This is a genomic window from Bradyrhizobium lablabi (assembly GCF_900141755.1).
In the GTDB taxonomy this organism is placed as follows: domain Bacteria; phylum Pseudomonadota; class Alphaproteobacteria; order Rhizobiales; family Xanthobacteraceae; genus Bradyrhizobium; species Bradyrhizobium lablabi_A.
On record NZ_LT670844.1, the window covers coordinates 3,237,016 to 3,254,942 of the forward strand.

Annotated in this window: 16 protein-coding genes; 13 read left to right on the forward strand and 3 right to left on the reverse strand. The window is 62.7% G+C overall.

Translation table 11 applies throughout. From position 1 onward, the window contains the following. The first annotated feature begins 131 nt into the window (after window positions 1-131). Together B5526_RS15010 and B5526_RS15015 are read left to right on the forward strand one after the other, a co-directional pair. Complete coding sequence (locus B5526_RS15010) at window positions 132-1,091, forward strand: Bug family tripartite tricarboxylate transporter substrate binding protein (protein WP_172842048.1); 960 nt, start codon at window positions 132-134, stop codon at window positions 1,089-1,091. A gap of 30 nt (window positions 1,092-1,121) precedes the next feature. Continuing rightward, window positions 1,122-1,865 (forward strand): GntR family transcriptional regulator, encoded by a 744-nt coding sequence (locus B5526_RS15015; RefSeq protein ID WP_079539120.1) that lies wholly within the window; start codon window positions 1,122-1,124, stop codon window positions 1,863-1,865. Between the two features lie 190 nt (window positions 1,866-2,055). Here B5526_RS15015 and htpG read toward each other — a convergent pair whose 3' ends face one another. Continuing rightward, entirely contained in the window at window positions 2,056-3,936 is a 1,881-nt protein-coding gene (gene htpG / locus B5526_RS15020) for a molecular chaperone HtpG (protein ID WP_079539122.1), read from the reverse strand. 233 nt (window positions 3,937-4,169) lie between these two features. On the opposite strand from htpG, the gene B5526_RS15025 reads away from it, so the two are divergent. The 8 genes from B5526_RS15025 to B5526_RS15060 all read left to right on the forward strand — a co-directional run bounded on the left by B5526_RS15025 (window position 4,170) and on the right by B5526_RS15060 (window position 13,258). Continuing rightward, window positions 4,170-5,555: an MFS transporter gene (locus B5526_RS15025; RefSeq protein ID WP_079539124.1), complete on the forward strand. Its 1,386-nt coding sequence runs from the start codon at window positions 4,170-4,172 to the stop codon at window positions 5,553-5,555. A 94-nt stretch (window positions 5,556-5,649) separates the two neighbouring features. After that, a complete protein-coding gene (locus B5526_RS15030) occupies window positions 5,650-6,885 on the forward strand; it encodes a metal-dependent hydrolase family protein (RefSeq protein WP_079539126.1) in 1,236 nt (411 codons plus the stop codon). Next, window positions 6,885-8,123: a metal-dependent hydrolase family protein gene (locus B5526_RS15035; protein WP_079539128.1), complete on the forward strand. Its 1,239-nt coding sequence runs from the start codon at window positions 6,885-6,887 to the stop codon at window positions 8,121-8,123. Before B5526_RS15030 ends, B5526_RS15035 begins: the two co-directional genes overlap by 1 nt. A gap of 27 nt (window positions 8,124-8,150) precedes the next feature. Further along, the gene (locus tag B5526_RS15040) at window positions 8,151-8,981 is read left to right on the forward strand and encodes an ABC transporter permease (protein WP_244562298.1); all 831 of its coding nucleotides are present in this window, start codon (window positions 8,151-8,153) and stop codon (window positions 8,979-8,981) included. A gap of 17 nt (window positions 8,982-8,998) precedes the next feature. Further along, complete coding sequence (locus B5526_RS15045) at window positions 8,999-10,036, forward strand: ABC transporter ATP-binding protein (protein WP_197688438.1); 1,038 nt, start codon at window positions 8,999-9,001, stop codon at window positions 10,034-10,036. A gap of 38 nt (window positions 10,037-10,074) precedes the next feature. Next, window positions 10,075-11,118 carry an ABC transporter substrate-binding protein gene (locus B5526_RS15050; RefSeq protein ID WP_079539133.1) on the forward strand — a complete coding sequence of 348 codons (1,044 nt, stop codon included), beginning with the start codon at window positions 10,075-10,077 and terminating at the stop codon, window positions 11,116-11,118. A gap of 18 nt (window positions 11,119-11,136) precedes the next feature. After that, window positions 11,137-12,021 (forward strand): ABC transporter permease, encoded by an 885-nt coding sequence (locus tag B5526_RS15055; RefSeq protein ID WP_079539134.1) that lies wholly within the window; start codon window positions 11,137-11,139, stop codon window positions 12,019-12,021. Between the two features lie 19 nt (window positions 12,022-12,040). After that, entirely contained in the window at window positions 12,041-13,258 is a 1,218-nt protein-coding gene (locus B5526_RS15060; RefSeq protein WP_079539136.1) for a M24 family metallopeptidase, read from the forward strand. Between the two features lie 206 nt (window positions 13,259-13,464). Here the strand turns inward: B5526_RS15060 and B5526_RS15065 are convergent, their stop codons facing one another. Beyond that, on the reverse strand, window positions 13,465-14,721 hold the full coding sequence (locus B5526_RS15065; RefSeq protein ID WP_079539138.1) for an aminopeptidase: 1,257 nt from the start codon (window positions 14,719-14,721) through the stop codon (window positions 13,465-13,467). Between the two features lie 201 nt (window positions 14,722-14,922). Here B5526_RS15065 and B5526_RS15070 point away from each other — a divergent pair, with 201 nt between their 5' ends. From B5526_RS15070 to B5526_RS15080, 3 genes are read left to right on the forward strand one after another with little or no spacing between them, the layout of a single operon-like run. Beyond that, window positions 14,923-15,540, forward strand: a complete 618-nt coding sequence (locus B5526_RS15070; protein WP_079539139.1) for a hypothetical protein — start codon at window positions 14,923-14,925, stop codon at window positions 15,538-15,540. Then, window positions 15,527-15,907, forward strand: a complete 381-nt coding sequence (locus B5526_RS15075; RefSeq protein ID WP_079539141.1) for a transcriptional regulator — start codon at window positions 15,527-15,529, stop codon at window positions 15,905-15,907. Before B5526_RS15070 ends, B5526_RS15075 begins: the two co-directional genes overlap by 14 nt. Before the next feature lie 41 nt (window positions 15,908-15,948). Beyond that, the gene (locus B5526_RS15080; protein WP_079539142.1) at window positions 15,949-16,689 is read left to right on the forward strand and encodes a di-trans,poly-cis-decaprenylcistransferase; all 741 of its coding nucleotides are present in this window, start codon (window positions 15,949-15,951) and stop codon (window positions 16,687-16,689) included. Window positions 16,690-16,892: 203 nt separating this feature from the next. Here the strand turns inward: B5526_RS15080 and B5526_RS15085 are convergent, their stop codons facing one another. After that, window positions 16,893-17,906, reverse strand: coding sequence for a 1-aminocyclopropane-1-carboxylate deaminase (locus tag B5526_RS15085; protein WP_079539144.1), 1,014 nt, complete (start codon window positions 17,904-17,906; stop codon window positions 16,893-16,895). Window positions 17,907-17,927: the final 21 nt, after the last annotated feature.

Below are 17,927 nucleotides of genomic sequence, written 5' to 3' on the forward strand. Positions count from 1 at the left end.
TCTCCCGGCCAGCGCGATCGGGATTACTGCATAGTATATTACTCTGTAGTATGCAACCCAGAACCGGGCTACACTCAACATCGGCGGGTGATCGCAGCGAGCACCAATCACAAGCCGGCGAGGGAAATGCCATGTTGCGATTTCTGTCGTTCTGCCTGTTGTTGCTGTTCGGTTCTGCGCCCGCATGGGCGCAGCAATGGCCGCAGCGGCCGGTGCATGTGATCGTGGCGTATCCCGCCGGCGGCGGCGCCGATACGATCGCACGCGTGCTGGCGCAGAAGCTTGGCGATATCTTCAACCAATCTTTCGTGGTCGAGAACAAGTCTGGCGCCAGTGGCATGATCGGCGCTGCGACTGTCGCGAAATCGGCGCCGGACGGATATCTGCTGCTCGTCGCCTCGCCGGCGGAGGTCGCGCTCAATCAGAATCTCTTCAAGGACATGAACTACGATCCGCTCAACGACCTGACGCCGATCACGCTACTGGCCTGGACGCCGCTGGTACTGGCCGCGCATCCGAGCTTCGCCGCCTCGACGCCGGAAGAATTCATCAAACTTGCGCAGGGCGAGCAGGTTGATTTCTCGACGCCGGGTATAGGCAGTTCGCATCACCTCGCCGGCGAATACATCAACGCCCTGCGGCACACCAAGCTCGTGCATGTGCCGTATCGGGGGGCCGCGCCCGCGGTCACCGACGCCGTGTCCGGCCAGGTCAAGCTCACGATTTCCGGCATGCCGCCGGTGGTGCCGTTCCTGCAATCGCACATGCTGAAGGCGATCGCCGTCACCAGCAAACAGCGCTCGCCGCAATTTCCCGACATTCCCGCCTTGGCCGAGGTCAAGGGTTTTGAGGATTTCGATTTCACCAACTGGTTCGGGTTGCTGGCGCGCGCCGGCACGCCGCCGGAGATTCTCGACCGGCTGCACAAGGCTTCGATCGACGCGCTGAACGATCCACAGGTCCAGAAAATTCTGGCGAGCCAGGCCGCGGTCCCGGTGGGCGACACGCCGGCCGAATTTCGTGCCTTCATCCGCACTGAGGCGGCGAAATATGCCGGGATTGTCGACATCACCCATCTCCAGTTGAAGTGATGCCATGTCGAAGCAGGCCGAACAGCGACAATGATCGATAGCATTCAGGCGCGGGTAGCGGCCGCGCACGCGGCCACCGGCCCGAAATATCAGATTCTGCGCGATGCGATTCTCGGCGCCATCACCAGTGGGGAGGCGATCCCCGGAATGCGTCTGCCGACCGAAGCCGAACTCTCCAAGCTGCTTCCCTACAGTCTAGGGACGATTCAAAAGGCCTACGGGCAATTAGTGCAGGACGGCGTCGTCGTACGTTCGCGCGGCCGCGGCAGCTTCATCGCACCGATCCAGCGGCAGATGGCCGAACCCCGGCATTGCCGCTTCCTCGGCGACGACGGAACTATACTGCCGGTCTACCCTCACCTCGTCGGACATCAGCAGGTGCGCACCGAGAGGCGCTGGACCGAACTGTTTGGATCGGGAGTGAAGGTGGCCCGGATCGATCGCGTCATCTCGATCAACCATGAATTTGAAGTCTTCAGCCGGTTCTTCGCCCCGCAAGCAATCACCCGGAAACTCCTCAACCGGGCGCGCAACGACGCGGAAAGCGCCAATTTCAAGCTGATCATGTTGCGCGAGTTGGGAATGCCAATCACGCGCATCGTGCAGACGATCGTTCGCACCGACGATAATCCGAAGAAACAGCTGGGCTGGCGGCCGCATCTCGTTCTCGAGGCGACCGCTTATACCGGGGAAGGCGAGGTCGCGTATTTTCAGGAAATCTACATTCCGCCCGTCGACCGCAAGCTGCTGTTCGATTCCGATCTCCGCCTCTAGCACTATTTCGACTTGGGTGAACCGTCGTGCTCTGTGCAGAGCATCAGAATTCGTCATGCCCGGGCTTGTCCCGGGGCATCCACGTCTTGCCAGTATCGCCACAAGAAAGACGTGGATGGCCGGGCATAGGCGAGCGAAAGCGACGCCGTCCTTTGAACGGCTATGCCCGGCCATGACGAGGGAAATTACATTAGCCGGTTTCGCCGCCCTTCAACGGCAAGCCGCGCAGCACCAATTGATTGAGCCGGTTGGCGAACGCGGCCGGATCCTCCGGCAACTCGCCGTCGAGAATCTGCGCCTGCTCGAACAGCAGCAGCGACAGATCGCGCGCCTCGTCTTTCCCGCCGGCGATGGCGGCGACGAGGGGATGGCGCATGTTGATCTCGAGGATCGGTTTTGTCACGGCGCCCCGGTTTTGCTGCGCCAGCAACCGCTCGAGCGCACGATCCCGCCCCGCGCCTTCCGCCACCAGGCATGAGGCGCTGGTGGTGAGCCGCTGCGAGGCCCGCACATCGGAGACCCGCTCGCCCAGCGCATCCTTGATCACGGCGATCGTTGCGGCCTCGTCGGCGGCAGGTTTTTCGTTGTCGCCCACTTTATCGTCGAGCAAAGGGACAAGCCCGAAATCGACGTCGCCCTGGCTCAGCGATTTGAGCGGCTTGCCGCCGAAATCGAGCGGCGCCGAGGTCCAGAACGCATCGACCGGGTCGGTCAGCAGCAGCACCTCGATGCCGCGGGCGTTGGCCGATTCCAGCTTGGGATTGGATTTCAAGCGCTCGATGCTGTCGCCGACCAGATAGTAAATCTCGGTCTGGTTCGGTTTCAGGCTTTCGGCATATTGCTTCAGCGAGCGCTTCTCGCCCGCTGTCGTAGAGAAGCGCGATAACGCCAGCAATTTCTCGCGGCGCTCAAAATCCTCCCAGATGCCTTCCTTGATCACCGGGCCGAACGCGTCCCAGATCTTGGCAAACGTCTCGGGCTCTTTCTCGCTTAAGGATTCCAGTTCGCCGATCACGCGGCCGGTGACGGCCTTTCTGATCTGCACAAGCTGCGGATTGTTCTGCAGCATTTCCCTGGAAATATTGAGCGGAAGGTCTTCGCTGTCGATCACGCCGCGGATGAAGCGGAGATAGCCGGGCAACAGATCGGCATCGTCGGCAATGAAGACGCGGCGGACATATAGTTTGACATGTCCTTTACGGTTCGGCTCGAACAGATCGAACGGCTTTGTCGAGGGCGCAAACAACAGCACCGCATAGGACTGCCGGCCTTCGGCGCGATAATGCAGCGTCATCGCCGGCTCGTCGAAGGCGCCGGCGATCGAACGGTAGGCCTGCTTGTAATCTTCCGCCGTCAATTCCGATTTCGGCCGCTGCCACAACGCGCTCGCCGAATTGATCTGCCGCGGCTCGCCTTCCTCCGGCTTGAGCTCGATCGGGAACTGGATGTTGTCGGAATAGGCGCCGACGATCCGTTCGATCTCGTAAACTTCCAGATATTTTTGCGCGTCCGGTTTTAGGTGCAGAACGATTTCGGTGCCCCTCGTGATGGGCTTTGCATCTTCATCGGTGGCGGGCGCGATATCGAATCCGTTGCCTCCCGACGACGTCCAGGTCCAGACCTCGGCCGCCCCCGCGCGGCGGCTGGTGACGACGATGCGATCGGCCACCATGAAGGCAGCGTAAAAGCCGACCCCGAACTGGCCGATCAGGCCGGCGCCGTCCTTGGCCTCCGTGAGACGCGACAAAAATGATTTGGTGCCGGAGCGCGCGATGGTGCCGAGATTGTCGATCAGTTCCTGCCGATCCATGCCGATGCCGTTATCGATCACGGCAAGCGTGCCGGCCTTCTTGTCGGGCACGATGCGGATTTTCGGCAGCTCGCCGTCGGCGGTGAGGTCCGGATTTGCGATCGCCTCGTAGCGGAGCCTGTCAAGCGCGTCAGACGCATTCGAAATCAGTTCGCGAAGGAAAATGTCGGTCTCCGAATAAACGGAGTGCACCATCAGGTTCAACAGCTCGGCCACTTCGGCCTGAAATGGCTTGTGCTCGGCAATCGTATCCGTCGTCATTGTCGGGCTCGCATATGTTGAAAGGGAGAGACCTGATATAGCAATGCCGGTTCGGCTGGCAAGATTTAAAGAGATGCCGCCGCGCTGGCTAAAACCCCGGACACGACCGAAGGGGCGCCTTGATTTCCGGCATTTATCGGCATTTCCGCGCGCATACGCGGCATGCAACGAGCCGCCTGCTGGCCGGCGCGTATCCGCATTAGATGATGCGTCAATCTGGAGTGCCTTTTCGAATGTCGACGGAAATAATCTCGGCGGAGCGCCCGGCCGCAGTCGATGGCCTGCCGGCGGAACGCCGGGCATGGGCGGCGGCCGCGATTTTCACCGCGCTCGCGATGGCCTCGCTCGATACGGCGATCGCCAATATCGCGCTCCCCGCCATCGCCGCCGATCTGCATGTCGGCCCGGCCGACGTCATCTGGGTGGTGAACGTCTACCAGATTGCTCTGGTGGCAACGCTGTTGCCGCTCGGCGCGCTTGGTGAAATCGTCGGTCATCACCGGATTTATCTCAGTGGCCTCTTGCTGTTCACGCTGGCGTCGCTGCTCTGCGCCTGCGCCTGGTCATTGGAAAGCCTGTTGATCGCGCGGGTGCTGCAGGGGCTGGGCGCCAGCGGCATCATGAGCGTGAATACGGCGCTGGTTCGTTACGTTTATCCGGGCCGCCTGCAGGGCCGCGGTTTCGGGAACAACGCGATGGTGGTCGCGACCGCCTTCACGCTCGGCCCGACGATTGCCTCCGGCATCCTGGCGATCGGGCCGTGGAGCTGGTTGTTCGCCGTCAACATCCCGTTCGGCGTGGCGGCGATGCTGATCGGCCTGAAGACGTTGCCGCGGACCCCGAGGGCGACGCATGCCTTCGATTTTCCCGGCGCGCTGCTCGCCGCAAGCTGTCTCGGCCTTTTCATTCTGGGAATCGGAAGTGCGGCGCATCACGCGCGGATCGAACTTGTCTTGTCCGAACTTGCCGCCGCCGTGCTGCTGGGCTTTATCGTGATCCGCCGGCAGGCCGATCATCCGGCGCCGATGCTGCCGATCGACCTGTTTCGCCGGCCGCTGTTCGCGCTGTCGACGGCGACCGCGATCTGCTCGTTTGCGGTGCAGGGCCTGGCGTTCGTCTCGCTGCCATTTTATTTCGAGGACGTTCTCGGCAGATCGCAGGTCGAGACCGGGTTCTTCATGACCCCGTGGCCGCTGGTGGTCGCGGTGATGGCGCCGATCGCGGGACGGCTGTCCGATCGCTACCCCGCGGGCATCCTCGGCAGCATCGGCCTCGCTTTGCTTGGTGTCGGGATGGGGCTGTTGGCGATGCTTCCTGCAAATCCGCATCTCCTCGACATCGTCTGGCGGATGGCGATCTGCGGATGCGGCTTCGGCTTTTTCCAGGCCCCGAACATGAAGGCGCTGATGTCCAGCGCCCCTCCCGGCCGCAGCGGAGCCGCGAGCAGCATCGTGGCGACCGCACGCCTGACCGGGCAAACCACCGGCGCGGCGCTGGCGGCGCTGTGCTTTAACCTCGCCGGCCGTGAAGGCGCCACCACCGCGCTGGTGCTCGGCGCGGGATTCGCCGCGATTGGATGCGTGATGAGCAGCCTGCGGCTGATGGTCAGGGCGCAATAACGGTCAGGCGCGCTTCCTTGGCGTTTGCTCATTGACGCCTGTGCATCGGCATAGGACATTCCGGTCGATGCGTAAGCGAAGCTGGGAATCGGCCATGACCGTCCACCATTTCAAGAATTTCGAGATGCTCGATCCCGACGCCGGGGAATTGCGTGGCGGTTACGAACTTGTCGTCGAAGGCGACAGGATCAAGGAAGTATCAGCCGGGCCGATTAAGCTGGCAGAGGCCGGCGTCATCGACTGTGGCGGGCGCACGCTGATGCCCGGCCTGATCGACAGCCATGTGCATGTGGTGCTCTCGGAGGTCGCGCTCCGCAACCTCGAAAGCGTGCCGTTGACGCTGATGACCGCGCGCGCCGCCGAATTGATGCGCAGGATGCTCGACCGTGGTTTTACCAGCGTACGCGACACCGGCGGCGCCGACTGGGGCCTGAAGGAGGCCACGGAAAAATGGCTGCTGCCGGGGCCACGGCTGTTCATCGCCGGGCGCGCGATCGGCCCGACCGGCGGCCACAGCGACGGCCGCCGCCGCACCGATCTGGGCGCGCGCTGCCACTGCTGTAACGCGCTGACCTTCGCCATGGGCATCGCCGATGGCGTTTCCGAGGTCCGCCGCGTGGTGCGCGAGGAGATGCGCCAGGGCTGCGACCAGGTGAAGATCATGATGTCCGGCGGCGTCGCCTCGCCCTATGATCCCCTCGATAGCCTGCAGTTCTCGGTCGACGAGGTGACGGCCGCCGTGGAAGAGGCGCGCGCCTTCGGCCGCTATGTCTGCGCCCACGCCTACACGCCGGAAGCCATCACCCGCGCCGCGCATGCCGGCGTGCGCACCATCGAGCACGGCAACCTGATCGATGATGCTTCCGCCAGGCTGATGGCCGAGAAGGGCATGTTCCTGGTCGCCAATCTCGTCACCTATTTCGAGATGAAGAAGCGTGCCGCCGAATACGGCATGAGTTCGGACATGCTGGCCAAGAACGACCTCGTCATCGAAGGCGCCCTGAAATCGCTCGAGATTTGCAAGCGCCACGGCGTTCCCGTCGCCTACGGCACCGATCTGCTCGGCCAGTTGCAGGTGGCGCAGTCGGAGGAATTTGCGCTGCGCGCGCAAGTGCTGTCGCCGGCCGAAATCATCCGCTCGGCCACCACGATCGGCGCGCAAGTGGTGCGGATGGAGGGCAAGCTCGGCTGCCTGAAGCCGGACGCCTTCGCCGATCTGCTCGTCGTCGATGGCAATCCGCTAAAAACCCTGACGCTGTTACAGGGCCAAGGCCGGCACCTTTCGGCGATCATGAAGGGCGGGCGCTTCCACAAGAACCGGCTGCAGTGATGTCCCAGCAAATCCTGTTCAGGAATTTCGAACTGCTCGAACCTTCCTTCGGCGAGCTTCGCGGCGGCTACGAGCTGCTGGTCGAGGGCGACACCGTCAAGGAGCTCAGCGCGACGCCGATCAAAACCACCGAAGCTGGCGTGATCGACTGCGGCAAGCGCACCTTGATGCCGGGGCTGATCGACAGCCACGTCCATGCCATCCACAGCGAGGTCAATGTTCGCTTCATGGAGATGATGCCGCTGACGCTGATCACCGCGCGTGCGGCGACGCGATTGCGCGCCATGCTCGACCGCGGTTTTACGACGGTGCGCGACACCGGCGGGGCCGACTGGGGCATCAAGACCGCCATCGAAACCGGACATATCGTCGGCCCGAGGCTTTTTATCGCGGGCCAGTCGATCGGCCCCACCGGCGGCCATTCGGATTCGCGCCGGCGCACCAACAGAGGCGGCGAATGCGTCTGCTGCAACGGCCTGCAGTTCAAATCCGCCGTCGCCGACGGCGTCGACGAGGTCCGCAAATCCGCCCGCGAGCAGATGCGCCAGGGCGCCGACCATGTGAAGATCATGATGTCCGGCGGCGTCGCCTCGCCCTACGATCCGCTCGACAGCTTGCAATTCTCCGATGGCGAAGTCAGCGCCGCGGTGGAAGAGGCAACCGCCTTCGGCCGCTACGTCTGCGCCCATGCCTATTCCGCCGAGGCCATCAGCCGCGCCGCGCGGCTTGGCGTCCGCACCATCGAGCACGGCAATCTGATCGACGACGCGTCCGCCAGACTGATGGCGGAAAAGGGCATGTACCTGGTTGCGAACCTCGTCACTTATTACGCGATGAAAGACCGGGCCGCCCAGTACGGCATGATCGGCGAAAGCCTCGCCAAGAACGAAATCGTGCTGCAGGGCGGGCTGAAGTCGCTCGAGATCTGCAAGCGCCATGACATCCCCGTCGCCTATGGCAGCGATTTGCTCGGCGAGTTGCACTGGGACCAGTCGAAGGAGTTCACGATCCGCCAGGAAGTCGTCTCGCCGATCGAGATCATCCGCTCGGCGACCACGATCGGCGCCGAAATCCTGCGTATGAAGGGCAAAGTGGGCACCTTGCAGCCGGGCGCCTTTGCCGACGCCATCCTTGTGGACGGCAATCCGCTGAAAGACCTTGCGCTGCTGGGCGATCAAGGCAAACATCTCTCTCTGATCATGAAGGCAGGGATCTTGCATAAGAACCGGCTGAATTGATCGTTAGGCGCCCGTAGAGAGACTATCTTGATCGTCGTACAGGGGTGGACATCATCACGCATGGTCGGCCGCATGGCGCTTCGAGCCGCGGCCGGCGTGTCGCTAGCGTATATCCTGCTGCCGATGTTTTTCGTGATCTGGCTGGCGTTCTTCGCGCAGGAAATTCCGTCGTTCCCCCCGGAAGGCTATTCGCTGAAATGGTTTCGGGCCATTGCCAGCAATGACCGATTCGTCACGGGATTTCTGCTCAGCCTGCAGGTCGCGCTGGTCGCGACATCGATCGGCCTCGCGATCGGCGTTCCCGCAGCGGTTTGCCTGGTGCGAGGGCGTTTTGCCGGACGTGAGGCAGTGAACAATCTTTTGCTGCTGCCGCTGATCGTGCCGGGCATCGTGCTTGGCATCGCGCTCTATGTCTTCCATGTCGAAGCCGAGATCGCGACCGGCTGGCCGATCCTCGGTTCGCTCAGTGGCCTGATCGCCGGCCATGTGCTGATCACCGTTCCCTGGACGGTGCGCCTGATCACGGCAAGCCTCGTCGGCATGGATCGCACCGTGGAGGAAGCCGCCCAAAACCTCGGCGCCGATCGCCTGACCACGTTCCGGCGCGTCACCCTGCCCGCCATTTTGCCGGGCATCGTCGCGGCCGCCTTGTTTGGCTTCATCGCCTCGTTCGGGAATCTGGAAATGAGCCTGTTCCTGGTCGGTCCCGGGCGCACGACGCTGCCAATCGCGATCCTGCAATATCTAGAGTGGAAGATCGACCCGACGATTGCAGCGGTGTCGGTGCTGCAGATCCTGTTTATCGGCGGCGCCATGCTGCTGACCGATCGCTTCGTCAAAATAGGCCGTGTGGTCTGACGATGGCGCGCCTGCAGTTGAGTAGCGTCACCAAGTCCTACGGCGACTTCAAGGCTGTTGACGATGTCTCGCTCGAGATCGCCGATGGCGAATTCCTGGTGCTGCTCGGCCCCTCCGGCTGCGGCAAGACCACGACATTGCGCATCGTCGCCGGTTTCGTCGAGCCGACCGCCGGCAGCGTGCGCCTCGGCAAGGATGACATTACCGCGCTGCCGCCGTGGAAACGCAACGCCGGGCTCGTGTTCCAGAGCTATGCGCTGTTCCCGCATATGACGGTGAACGAGAACATCGCCTTCGGCCTCGAGATGCGCAGGATGCCGAAGGCCGAGATGGCGCCGAAGATCACGGAAGCCTTGCGCCTGGTGCGGCTCGATCATCTCGGCGACCGGCTGCCGCGGCAATTATCCGGCGGCCAGCAGCAGCGCGTCGCGCTGGCGCGCGCGCTGGTGTTCCGGCCCGACGTGCTGCTGCTCGATGAGCCCTTGTCCAATCTCGATGCCAAGTTGCGCGGTGAGGTGCGGGTCGAAATCCGCGAATTGCAGCGAAAACTCGGACTAACCACTGTGATGGTGACCCACGACCAGGAGGAGGCGTTGACCATGGCTGACCGCCTTGTCGTCATGAGCGAGGGCCGGATCCGCCAGATCGGATCGCAGCAGGATCTCTACGAGCGGCCTGCGGAAAAATTCGTCGCCGATTTCGTCGGCCGCTCGACCTTTATCGATGGCCGCCGGGATGGCCCCGGGCGCTTCGTCTCGGCCGGCGGTCTCATCGTCGCCTGCGAAGGCAACGGCAGCGGCAGCGCATCGCTGGCGCTGCGCCCCGAACGGCTGGCGCTGATGTCGGCGGCGGCAGCTGCGATGGACAACTGCTTTCCCGGAACGGTCGAATTCATCTCCTATCTCGGATCGCAGGTCGATCTGCACGTCCGCCTGTCGCCAAAGGAACGCGTCATCGTGCAAATCCAGAACCGGCCGGAAGCGCCGCTGCCGGTGATCGGAGAACAGGTCCATGTCGGCTGGAGCAAATCGACAGGCCGGGTGTTTCAATCATAATATCTCTGCCAACCCATCAACGCCCCGGAGGCATCACCATGACCAAGCCAAAATCCCGCCGTGAGGTACTGCTCGGCGCAGCGGCACTGGCCGGCGCGGCCTATCTGCCGCGCGCGGCATCGGCCGAGGGGAAAGGCCGCATCGTTGTCGGCACCTGGGGCGGCGACTACGCCCGGCTGCTCAACAAGAATATCGAGGTGCCGATCCTGATCAAGGACGGCTGGGAGGTGGTGCAGGATCAGGCCGGCGATCCCGAACGGCGGTCAAAGATGCTCGCCGAAGTGCGGTTGCCGCGCGGCACGTCCGATGTGCAGGGTCTTTCGGCGCTGAACATGTTCCAGATGCACGACGCCGGCACTATTTTGCCGATCGACTACGGCAAGCTGAAGAACGCGGCCAATCTGCTGCCGTCGATGAAATATCCCTACGGTATCGGCCAGATCTATTCCGGCAAGGTCGGCGTCTACAATCCGAAGCTGATCACGACCGCGCCCACAAGCTACAAGGACGTGTTCGATCCCAAGCACGGCAACAAGCTCGGTATCATCGACATCCAATACCAATACACCATGGTCTGCGCGGCGCTTGCCGCCGGCGGCAAGGTTGGCGATCTCGAACCCGGCAAGAAGCTGCTGCTGGAGTGCAAGAACGCCGGCATGCGCATCTATCCGACCAACGAGGCGTTCGCTCAAGGGCTGAAGTCGGAGGAGTTCGGCATCGGCGTGATGTGGAAGGCGCGCGTCGTGCAATGGCAGAACGCGGGCATTTCCGTCACCGCCATTACCCCCACCGAAGGCGCGCTTGCCTATGTTTCGGGTTTTGTCATTCCGAAGAACGCGCCCAACAAGGACGGCGCCTACGCCTATCTGGACGCCATGCTGGACAAGGGCGCGCAGGAAGCCTTTGCCGTCGACATGGGCTACAATCCGACCGTCACCAACGCCGTGGTCGCGCCCGATCTCAACAAGCGCATCGGCTTCACCTCCGACGAGGTCAAGAAACTGGTCGATCTCGACTACGACTACATGAACAAGAACGACGTCGACTTCAAGGAATGGTGGGACAAGGTGCTCAAGAGCTGAGCGGGCATCGACGATCCGATGGCCACGACCGCTCCAGCGCAATTTCAGTCCGACGAGGCGCCGACCTCTTTGCTCTCGGCCTCGACGCTGGTCGGACCGGCGACGGTGTTCGTGGCCGCCGGTCTCCTGGTGCCGCTGGCGATCCTGCTGCGTTACAGCTTCAATCGTTTCGATCCGCGGCGGATGATGGTGGAGACGTTCTCGCTCGACAACTACGTGAAATTCTTCGCCGATCCCTATTACACCGGCGTGCTGTGGACGACGTTGCGGGTCGCGGCCCTTTGCACCGTGATTTGCCTGGTGATGGCTTTGCCGCTCGCCTATGTGCTGGCGCGCACCCGGTCGCGGTACAAGAATGTGCTGATCATGCTGGTGGTGCTGCCGCTATTCGTCGGCAACGCGGTGCGCGCAGCCGGCTGGATGACCCTGTTCGGCTCAAAAGGCTTTCTCAACGTCACCCTGATGCAGTTCGGCGCGATCAGCGAGCCGCTGCAGCTCATGTATACCGAGGGCGCCGTCGTTGCCGGCATCATCGCCGTCAACCTGCCCTACATGGTGCTGACCTTGCAGAGCGTGATCGAAGGCATCAACCGCAATGTCGAGGAGGCCGCCTTCAGTCTCGGCGCAGGTCCCATGACGATGTTTCGCCGCGTGCTGCTGCCGCTGTCGCTGCCCGGCATCCTCGCCGGCACCATCTTGACGTTCATTTTGGGCATGAACGCCTATGCGACGCCGGTGCTGCTCGGCGGGCCCAAATTCAGGATGATGGCGCCGCTGGTTTACGGACAATTTCAGCTCAACAACTGGCCGTTCGGCGCGTCCGCCGCGTTCGTCCTGATGACCGCGACGCTCGGGCTGACTGCGAGCGCGAATATCCTGATACAGCGCCGGTTTCGGCGATGACGATTGAAAGGGGATTCTGATGACGGTTGGTGTCGGCGGTTCGACCGCGGAGGCGGAACTCGCCGCTCTCAAGAACATGCGTGGCGACGTGCCACCGATCGGTGTCGATGAGCGGCTCAAGCGCATCGCCCGGGCGCAATCGATCATGCGCGAGAAAGGCATCGACGCGCTCTATCTCGATGTCTCCTCGAGCATGACCTATTTTACCGGATTGAAATTCCGCCGCACCGAGCGCATGCACAGCGCGGTGCTGCCGGCGCGCGGCGAGATCGTCTATGTCTCGCCGGCCTTCGAGGTCGAGAAGCTCAAGACCATGCTCTCCTTCGGCGACAAGATCGCGGTCTGGGAGGAGGATGAGGATCCGACCGCGACCGTCACCGAAACCGTGCGGGCGCTTGGCTATCCCTCTGGCACGATCGCCGTCGATGAGGCGACGCCGTTTTTCACCTTCGACGGCCTGCGCCGCGCCGGCAACGCCTACACTTTTATCAATTCCATCGACGTGACTGCCGGTTGCCGCATGATCAAGTCCGAGCAGGAGCTGGCGCTGATGCAGACGGCGAAGAACATCACGCTGGAAGCGCACAAGGCCGCAGCCCGCATCATGCGCGAGGGCATCACCACCCCCGAGGTGCAGGCGTTTCTCACCGCCGCGCATCGCAAGCTCGGCTCGGAGGGCGATCCGCCGTTCAATGCGGTGCTGTTCGGCGAGGCGACGGCCTATCCGCACGGCGTCCCCTATCCGCAGACGCTGAAAGACGGCGACATGATCCTGATCGACACCGGCGCGCCGGTCGATGGCTATCTCTCTGATATCACGCGCTCCTACGTGTTCGGCGAACCGACCAAGCGCCAACGCGACGTCTGGAATCTGGAGAAGGCGGCGCAGGCCGCGGGCTTCGCGGCCGCCAAGCCCGGCAACCGCTGCGAGGACATCGACATCGCCGCCCGCGGCGTGATTAACGGCGCCGGCTTCGGCCCCGGCTATGCCACGCCCGGCCTTCCGCACCGCACCGGCCACGGCATCGGGCTGGACGTGCACGAATGGCCCTATCTCGTGAAGGGCGACAAGACCGTACTGAAGCCCGGCATGACCTTTTCGAACGAACCGACCATCTGCATCTACGGCGAATTCGGCGTGCGCCTCGAAGACCACATGGTGATCACCGAAAACGGCGCCCGCTGGTTCACCCAGCCGGCCCATTCGGTCGACGATCCCTTTGGTTTGGACAAGTGAGGGCGAAACTCCCTCTCCCCGCACTTCGCGGGGAGAGGGTTGGGGTGAGGGGCTGCCTCCGCAAATTCCGAACATACGTGCGCGCGGAGACCCCCCTCACCCGGATTGCTTCGCAATCCGACCTCTCCCCGCAAGCGGGGAGAGGTGAGTCGGACTCGTACACCGATTCAACTCAACACCATCACGCTCTAACGTCGTTGAACCCGTCAGGCCCACTCGCCCTTGCGGAACACCGGCACACGGCGGCCGTCGGCGTGGACGCCGTCGATGTCGATCTTGTCCGAGCCGATCATCCAGTCGATGTGGATAAAGCTCTTGTTGCCGCCTTGGGCTGCGATCTGCTCCGGCGTCAGCTTGTCGCCACCGACAAAACATTTCGAATAGCACTGGCCGAGCGCGATGTGGGAGGCGGCGTTCTCGTCGAACAGGGTGTTGAAGAACAACAGCCCGCTTTTCGAGATCGGCGAGGAATGCGGCACCAGCGCCACTTCGCCGAGCCGGCGTGCGCCCTCGTCGGTATCCAGCACCTTGTTCAAGACCTCTTCGCCGCGCGTGGCTTTTGCTTCGACGATGCGCCCCTCTTCGAACCGCACCGCGATGCCGTCGATCAGCGATCCCTGATAGGACAGCGGCTTGGTGCTGACGACATGGCCGCTGACCCGGCGGGCATGCGGGGTGGTGAACACTTCCTCGGTCGGGATGTTCGGGTTGCAGGTGATGCCGTTCTTGGAAGTCGAGGCGCCGCCGACCCATTCATGGCCGTCGGCGAGCCCGACGGTGAGGTCGGTGCCGGGCCCTGAATAATGCAGCGCGTGGAAACGTTGCCCGCTCAGCCATTCGGTCCGGCTGCGCAGCGCGGCATTGTGCTTGTGCCAGGCCGAAATCGGGTCATCATTGTCGACGCGCGAGGCCGCGAAGATCGCCTCGGCAAGCTTTGCCACCGCAACATCCTCTTCGTCACCCGGAAAAACCAGCTTCGCCCAGGCCGCGTTTGGATAGGCGATGATGTTCCAGTTGACGTCGAAATTGACGATCTTTTGCAACGCCGGCTGATAGGCGATCGAATTGGCCTTGCTGGCGCGCGCGACTTTTGTGGGGTCCTCGCCGGACAGTAACATCGGATTGTCCCCGACGATGGCAAGCCGTGCGGTGTTGGCGTCAAACGCCTTCGCCATCCCCTCGTACAGCCAGCCGGCGGCGCGGTCGAAACTGTCCTCCGGCGCGAACCGGTAGCGCGACAGCGTCACCACGTCGTCCGACAGGATCGGCGTCACCAGGCCGGCGCCTGCCTTGTAGGCATGCTCGGCGATCTTGCGCAGCAAAGGCAGCGCCGCGGTGGGCGCGGTCACCAACAGGTCCTGTCCTGCCTTGAGCTGCAACCCGACCTTGACGGCCACTTCGGCGAGACGTTCGAGTTTGACGGGATCGATCGGTGCCGAGATGTTGCGCTCGTGGACGGTCATGGGATTTGGCCTGTTGCTGGTAAGTTACATGGTTATTAAGTGTTTAATCAGGGATAGATCAAGATCACCCTTCCAATCGGCAAGAGCGCGGCCCCATAATTCCTGCACAATAAATGCATCTTGCCGTCATACGGCGGGGCTTGCATTTAATTCGCGATCGCGCTTACTTTGTATTGCAAAGTTATTGGGGATGGATGAAACATGCGCGATCTCGACAAGGCGCTCGCCGATATCTTCACCATTCGCAACCAGATTGCCGCCGGCACGGCGTTTCGCGGCTATGGTCCGGAAACCGTCGCAGCCACCGGCGGTTTGGCGCTGGTCACGGCGGTGGCGCAATTCCTTTGGCTCGACGATCCGACCGGCCATCCGCTCGCCTTTTTCACCGGCTGGGCAGCGGCGGCGCTGCTGTCCGGGGCCATGATCTGGATCGAGATGCAGGCGCGGTCGCGCCGGCACCATTCGGGGCTTGCCGACGCCATGGTGCGTCAGGCCGTCGAGCAGTTTCTTCCCGCGACCGTTGCCGGTGCCTCGCTCGCGGCGATGTTGTGGAAGTTCGCACCGGAGACGCTGTGGATGCTGCCGGGGCTGTGGCAAGTGTTTGTCAGCCTCGGGGTGTTCGCTTCCGTCCGCTCGCTGCCGCGCACCGTCGCGCTTGGCGGCGCCTGGTATTTCGTGGCCGGTTTCGCGACGCTGTTGCTTGCGAGCCAGAGCCACGCGCTGTCACCCTGGACTATGGGCCTGCCGTTCGTGTTCGGCCAGTTCCTGATGGCCGCCATCCTCCATTTCGCCTCCGGAGAAGCCGATGCCGAAGATTGAGTCGAACAGCGCGCCGTTTTCCTATGACGGCCTCGATCGGGTGATTCACGAGAAGGCGAGACTCGGGCTATTGACCTCGCTGATGGCGCATCCGAAGGGATTGGCATTCGCCGATCTCAAGCAGCTCTGCGGATTGACCGACGGCAATCTCAGCCGCCATCTCCAGGTGTTGCAGGAAGCAGGACTGGTCGAGGTGACAAAAGGTTACGAAGGCAACCGGCCGCACACCTCTTGCCGGCTGACGAAAACCGGCCGCCGCCGCTTTCTCGAATATCTCGCCGTGCTCGAGCGGCTGGTGCGCGACGCCGCCAGGGCCGCCGGCAGGGAAGAGACCGCCGCCGGCAAGCTCCGCATCCTTCCCGCCTGACCGAAATCCTCGAGCCCCTTTTTTTGAAAGGACGCTTTGTAATGCAAAGCAATCTCTCATCCAAACCTCAGTCAAAGCTTCACGTCGGCATCATCATGGATGGCAATGGACGATGGGCGACGCGGCGGCAGCTATCGCGCCTGCGCGGCCACGAAGCCGGCGTCGAGGCGATCCGACGCGTGGTTGAAGCTGCGCCCGACCAGGGCGTCGGCACGCTGACGCTCTATGCATTCTCGAGTGATAATTGGCGCCGGCCGAAGGCGGAAGTCACGGCGCTGATGGCGCTATTGCGGTTTTATCTGGCGAGCGAGGTCGAGAGTCTCGTCCGCAACGGCGTTCGCCTCACCGTGATCGGCCGCCGCGATCGCTTGCCCAACGGTATCGCCGATGCGATCGGGCGCGCCGAGGCCGCGACGGCAAAAGGCGATGTCCTGCATCTGCGCATCGCGGTCGATTACTCCGCCCGCGATGCGATCCTCAAGGCCGCGGCAAACGCCGCAAGCGAAGGCGATCTCACCCGCGAGAAATTTTCCGATCTGATCACCGGCGAACCAGGCCTTCGCGACGTCGACCTCGTGATCCGCACCAGCGGCGAGAAGCGGCTGTCCGACTTCCTGCTCTGGGAGAGCGCCTACGCCGAATTGCATTTCACCGATCGGATGTGGCCGGACTTCGGAGGCGAAGATCTCGCCGAAGCCCTGGCCTCGTTCCACGGACGCGAACGAAGGTTCGGCGGCCTGCAGCCGGTCAGCCCTGAACTCACACCCGAAGTCGCGCTTTAGCTTCTAGAACTGTTTCGACTTGGGTTGGATCGTTGCGCTCCGTGGAGAGCATCAGAAGTTCGTCATGCCCGGGCTTGTCCCGGGCATCCACGTCTTACCTATATCGCCGCAAGAAAGACGTGGATGGCCGGGCATAGGCGAGCGGAAGCGACGCCGTCCTTCGGACGGCTACGCCCGGCCATGACGAGGAAATGGGTCAACGCTCAGCCATTGCGGAATGTATAGGCGTAGCCGTTGATCGCCGGCGCGCCGCCGAGATGGGCGTAGAGAACCTTCGATCCCTTGGGGAAATAGCCCTTCTTCACCAGGTCGATCATGCCCTGCATGGACTTACCTTCGTAGACCGGATCGGTGATCATGCCTTCGAGGCGCGCGCAAAGCCGGATCGCCTCTTTTGTTTCCTGCGACGGGACGCCATAGGCCGGGTAGGCGTAATCTTCGATCAGCACGACATCATCGGCGACGATGTTCTTGCCGAGCTCGACGAGTTTTGCGGTGTTTTGCGCGATCTCGAGCACCTGCGCCTTGGTTTGCGCCGGCGTAAAGGATCCATCGATGCCGATCACCTTGCGCTCGCGGCCGTCCTTGGCAAAACCGACCAGCATGCCGGCATGGGTCGAGCCGGTGACGGTGCAGACGACGATATAGTCGAATGCAAAGCCAAGCTCCTTCTCCTGCGCCCGCACCTCCTCGGCGAAACCGACATAACCGAGCCCGCCATATTTATGCACGGAGGCCCCGGCCGGGATCGCGTAGGGCTTGCCGCCTTTTGCCTTCACATCCGCGATCGCATCTTCCCAGCTTTGCCGGATGCCGATGTCAAAACCCTCGTCGACCATCTCGACGTCGGCGCCCATGATCCGGCTCAACAGGATATTGCCGACCCGGTCGTAGACCGCGTCCTCATGCGGCACCCAGCTTTCCTGCACCAGGCGGCACTTCATGCCGATCTTGGCCGCGACCGCTGCGACCATGCGGGTGTGGTTCGACTGCACGCCGCCGATCGAGACCAGCGTATCGGCGTTGGAGGCGATCGCGTCGGGAATGATGTATTCGAGTTTTCGCAGCTTGTTGCCGCCGAAAGCGAGCCCCGAATTGCAGTCCTCGCGTTTGGCGTAGAGCTCGACCTGGCCGCCCAGATGTTCGCCGAGCCGCGCCAGCTTCTCGATATAGGTGGGTCCGAAAGTGAGGGGATAGCGTTCGAATTTTTCCAGCATCCGAGGGGCCCTTCAGTGGGT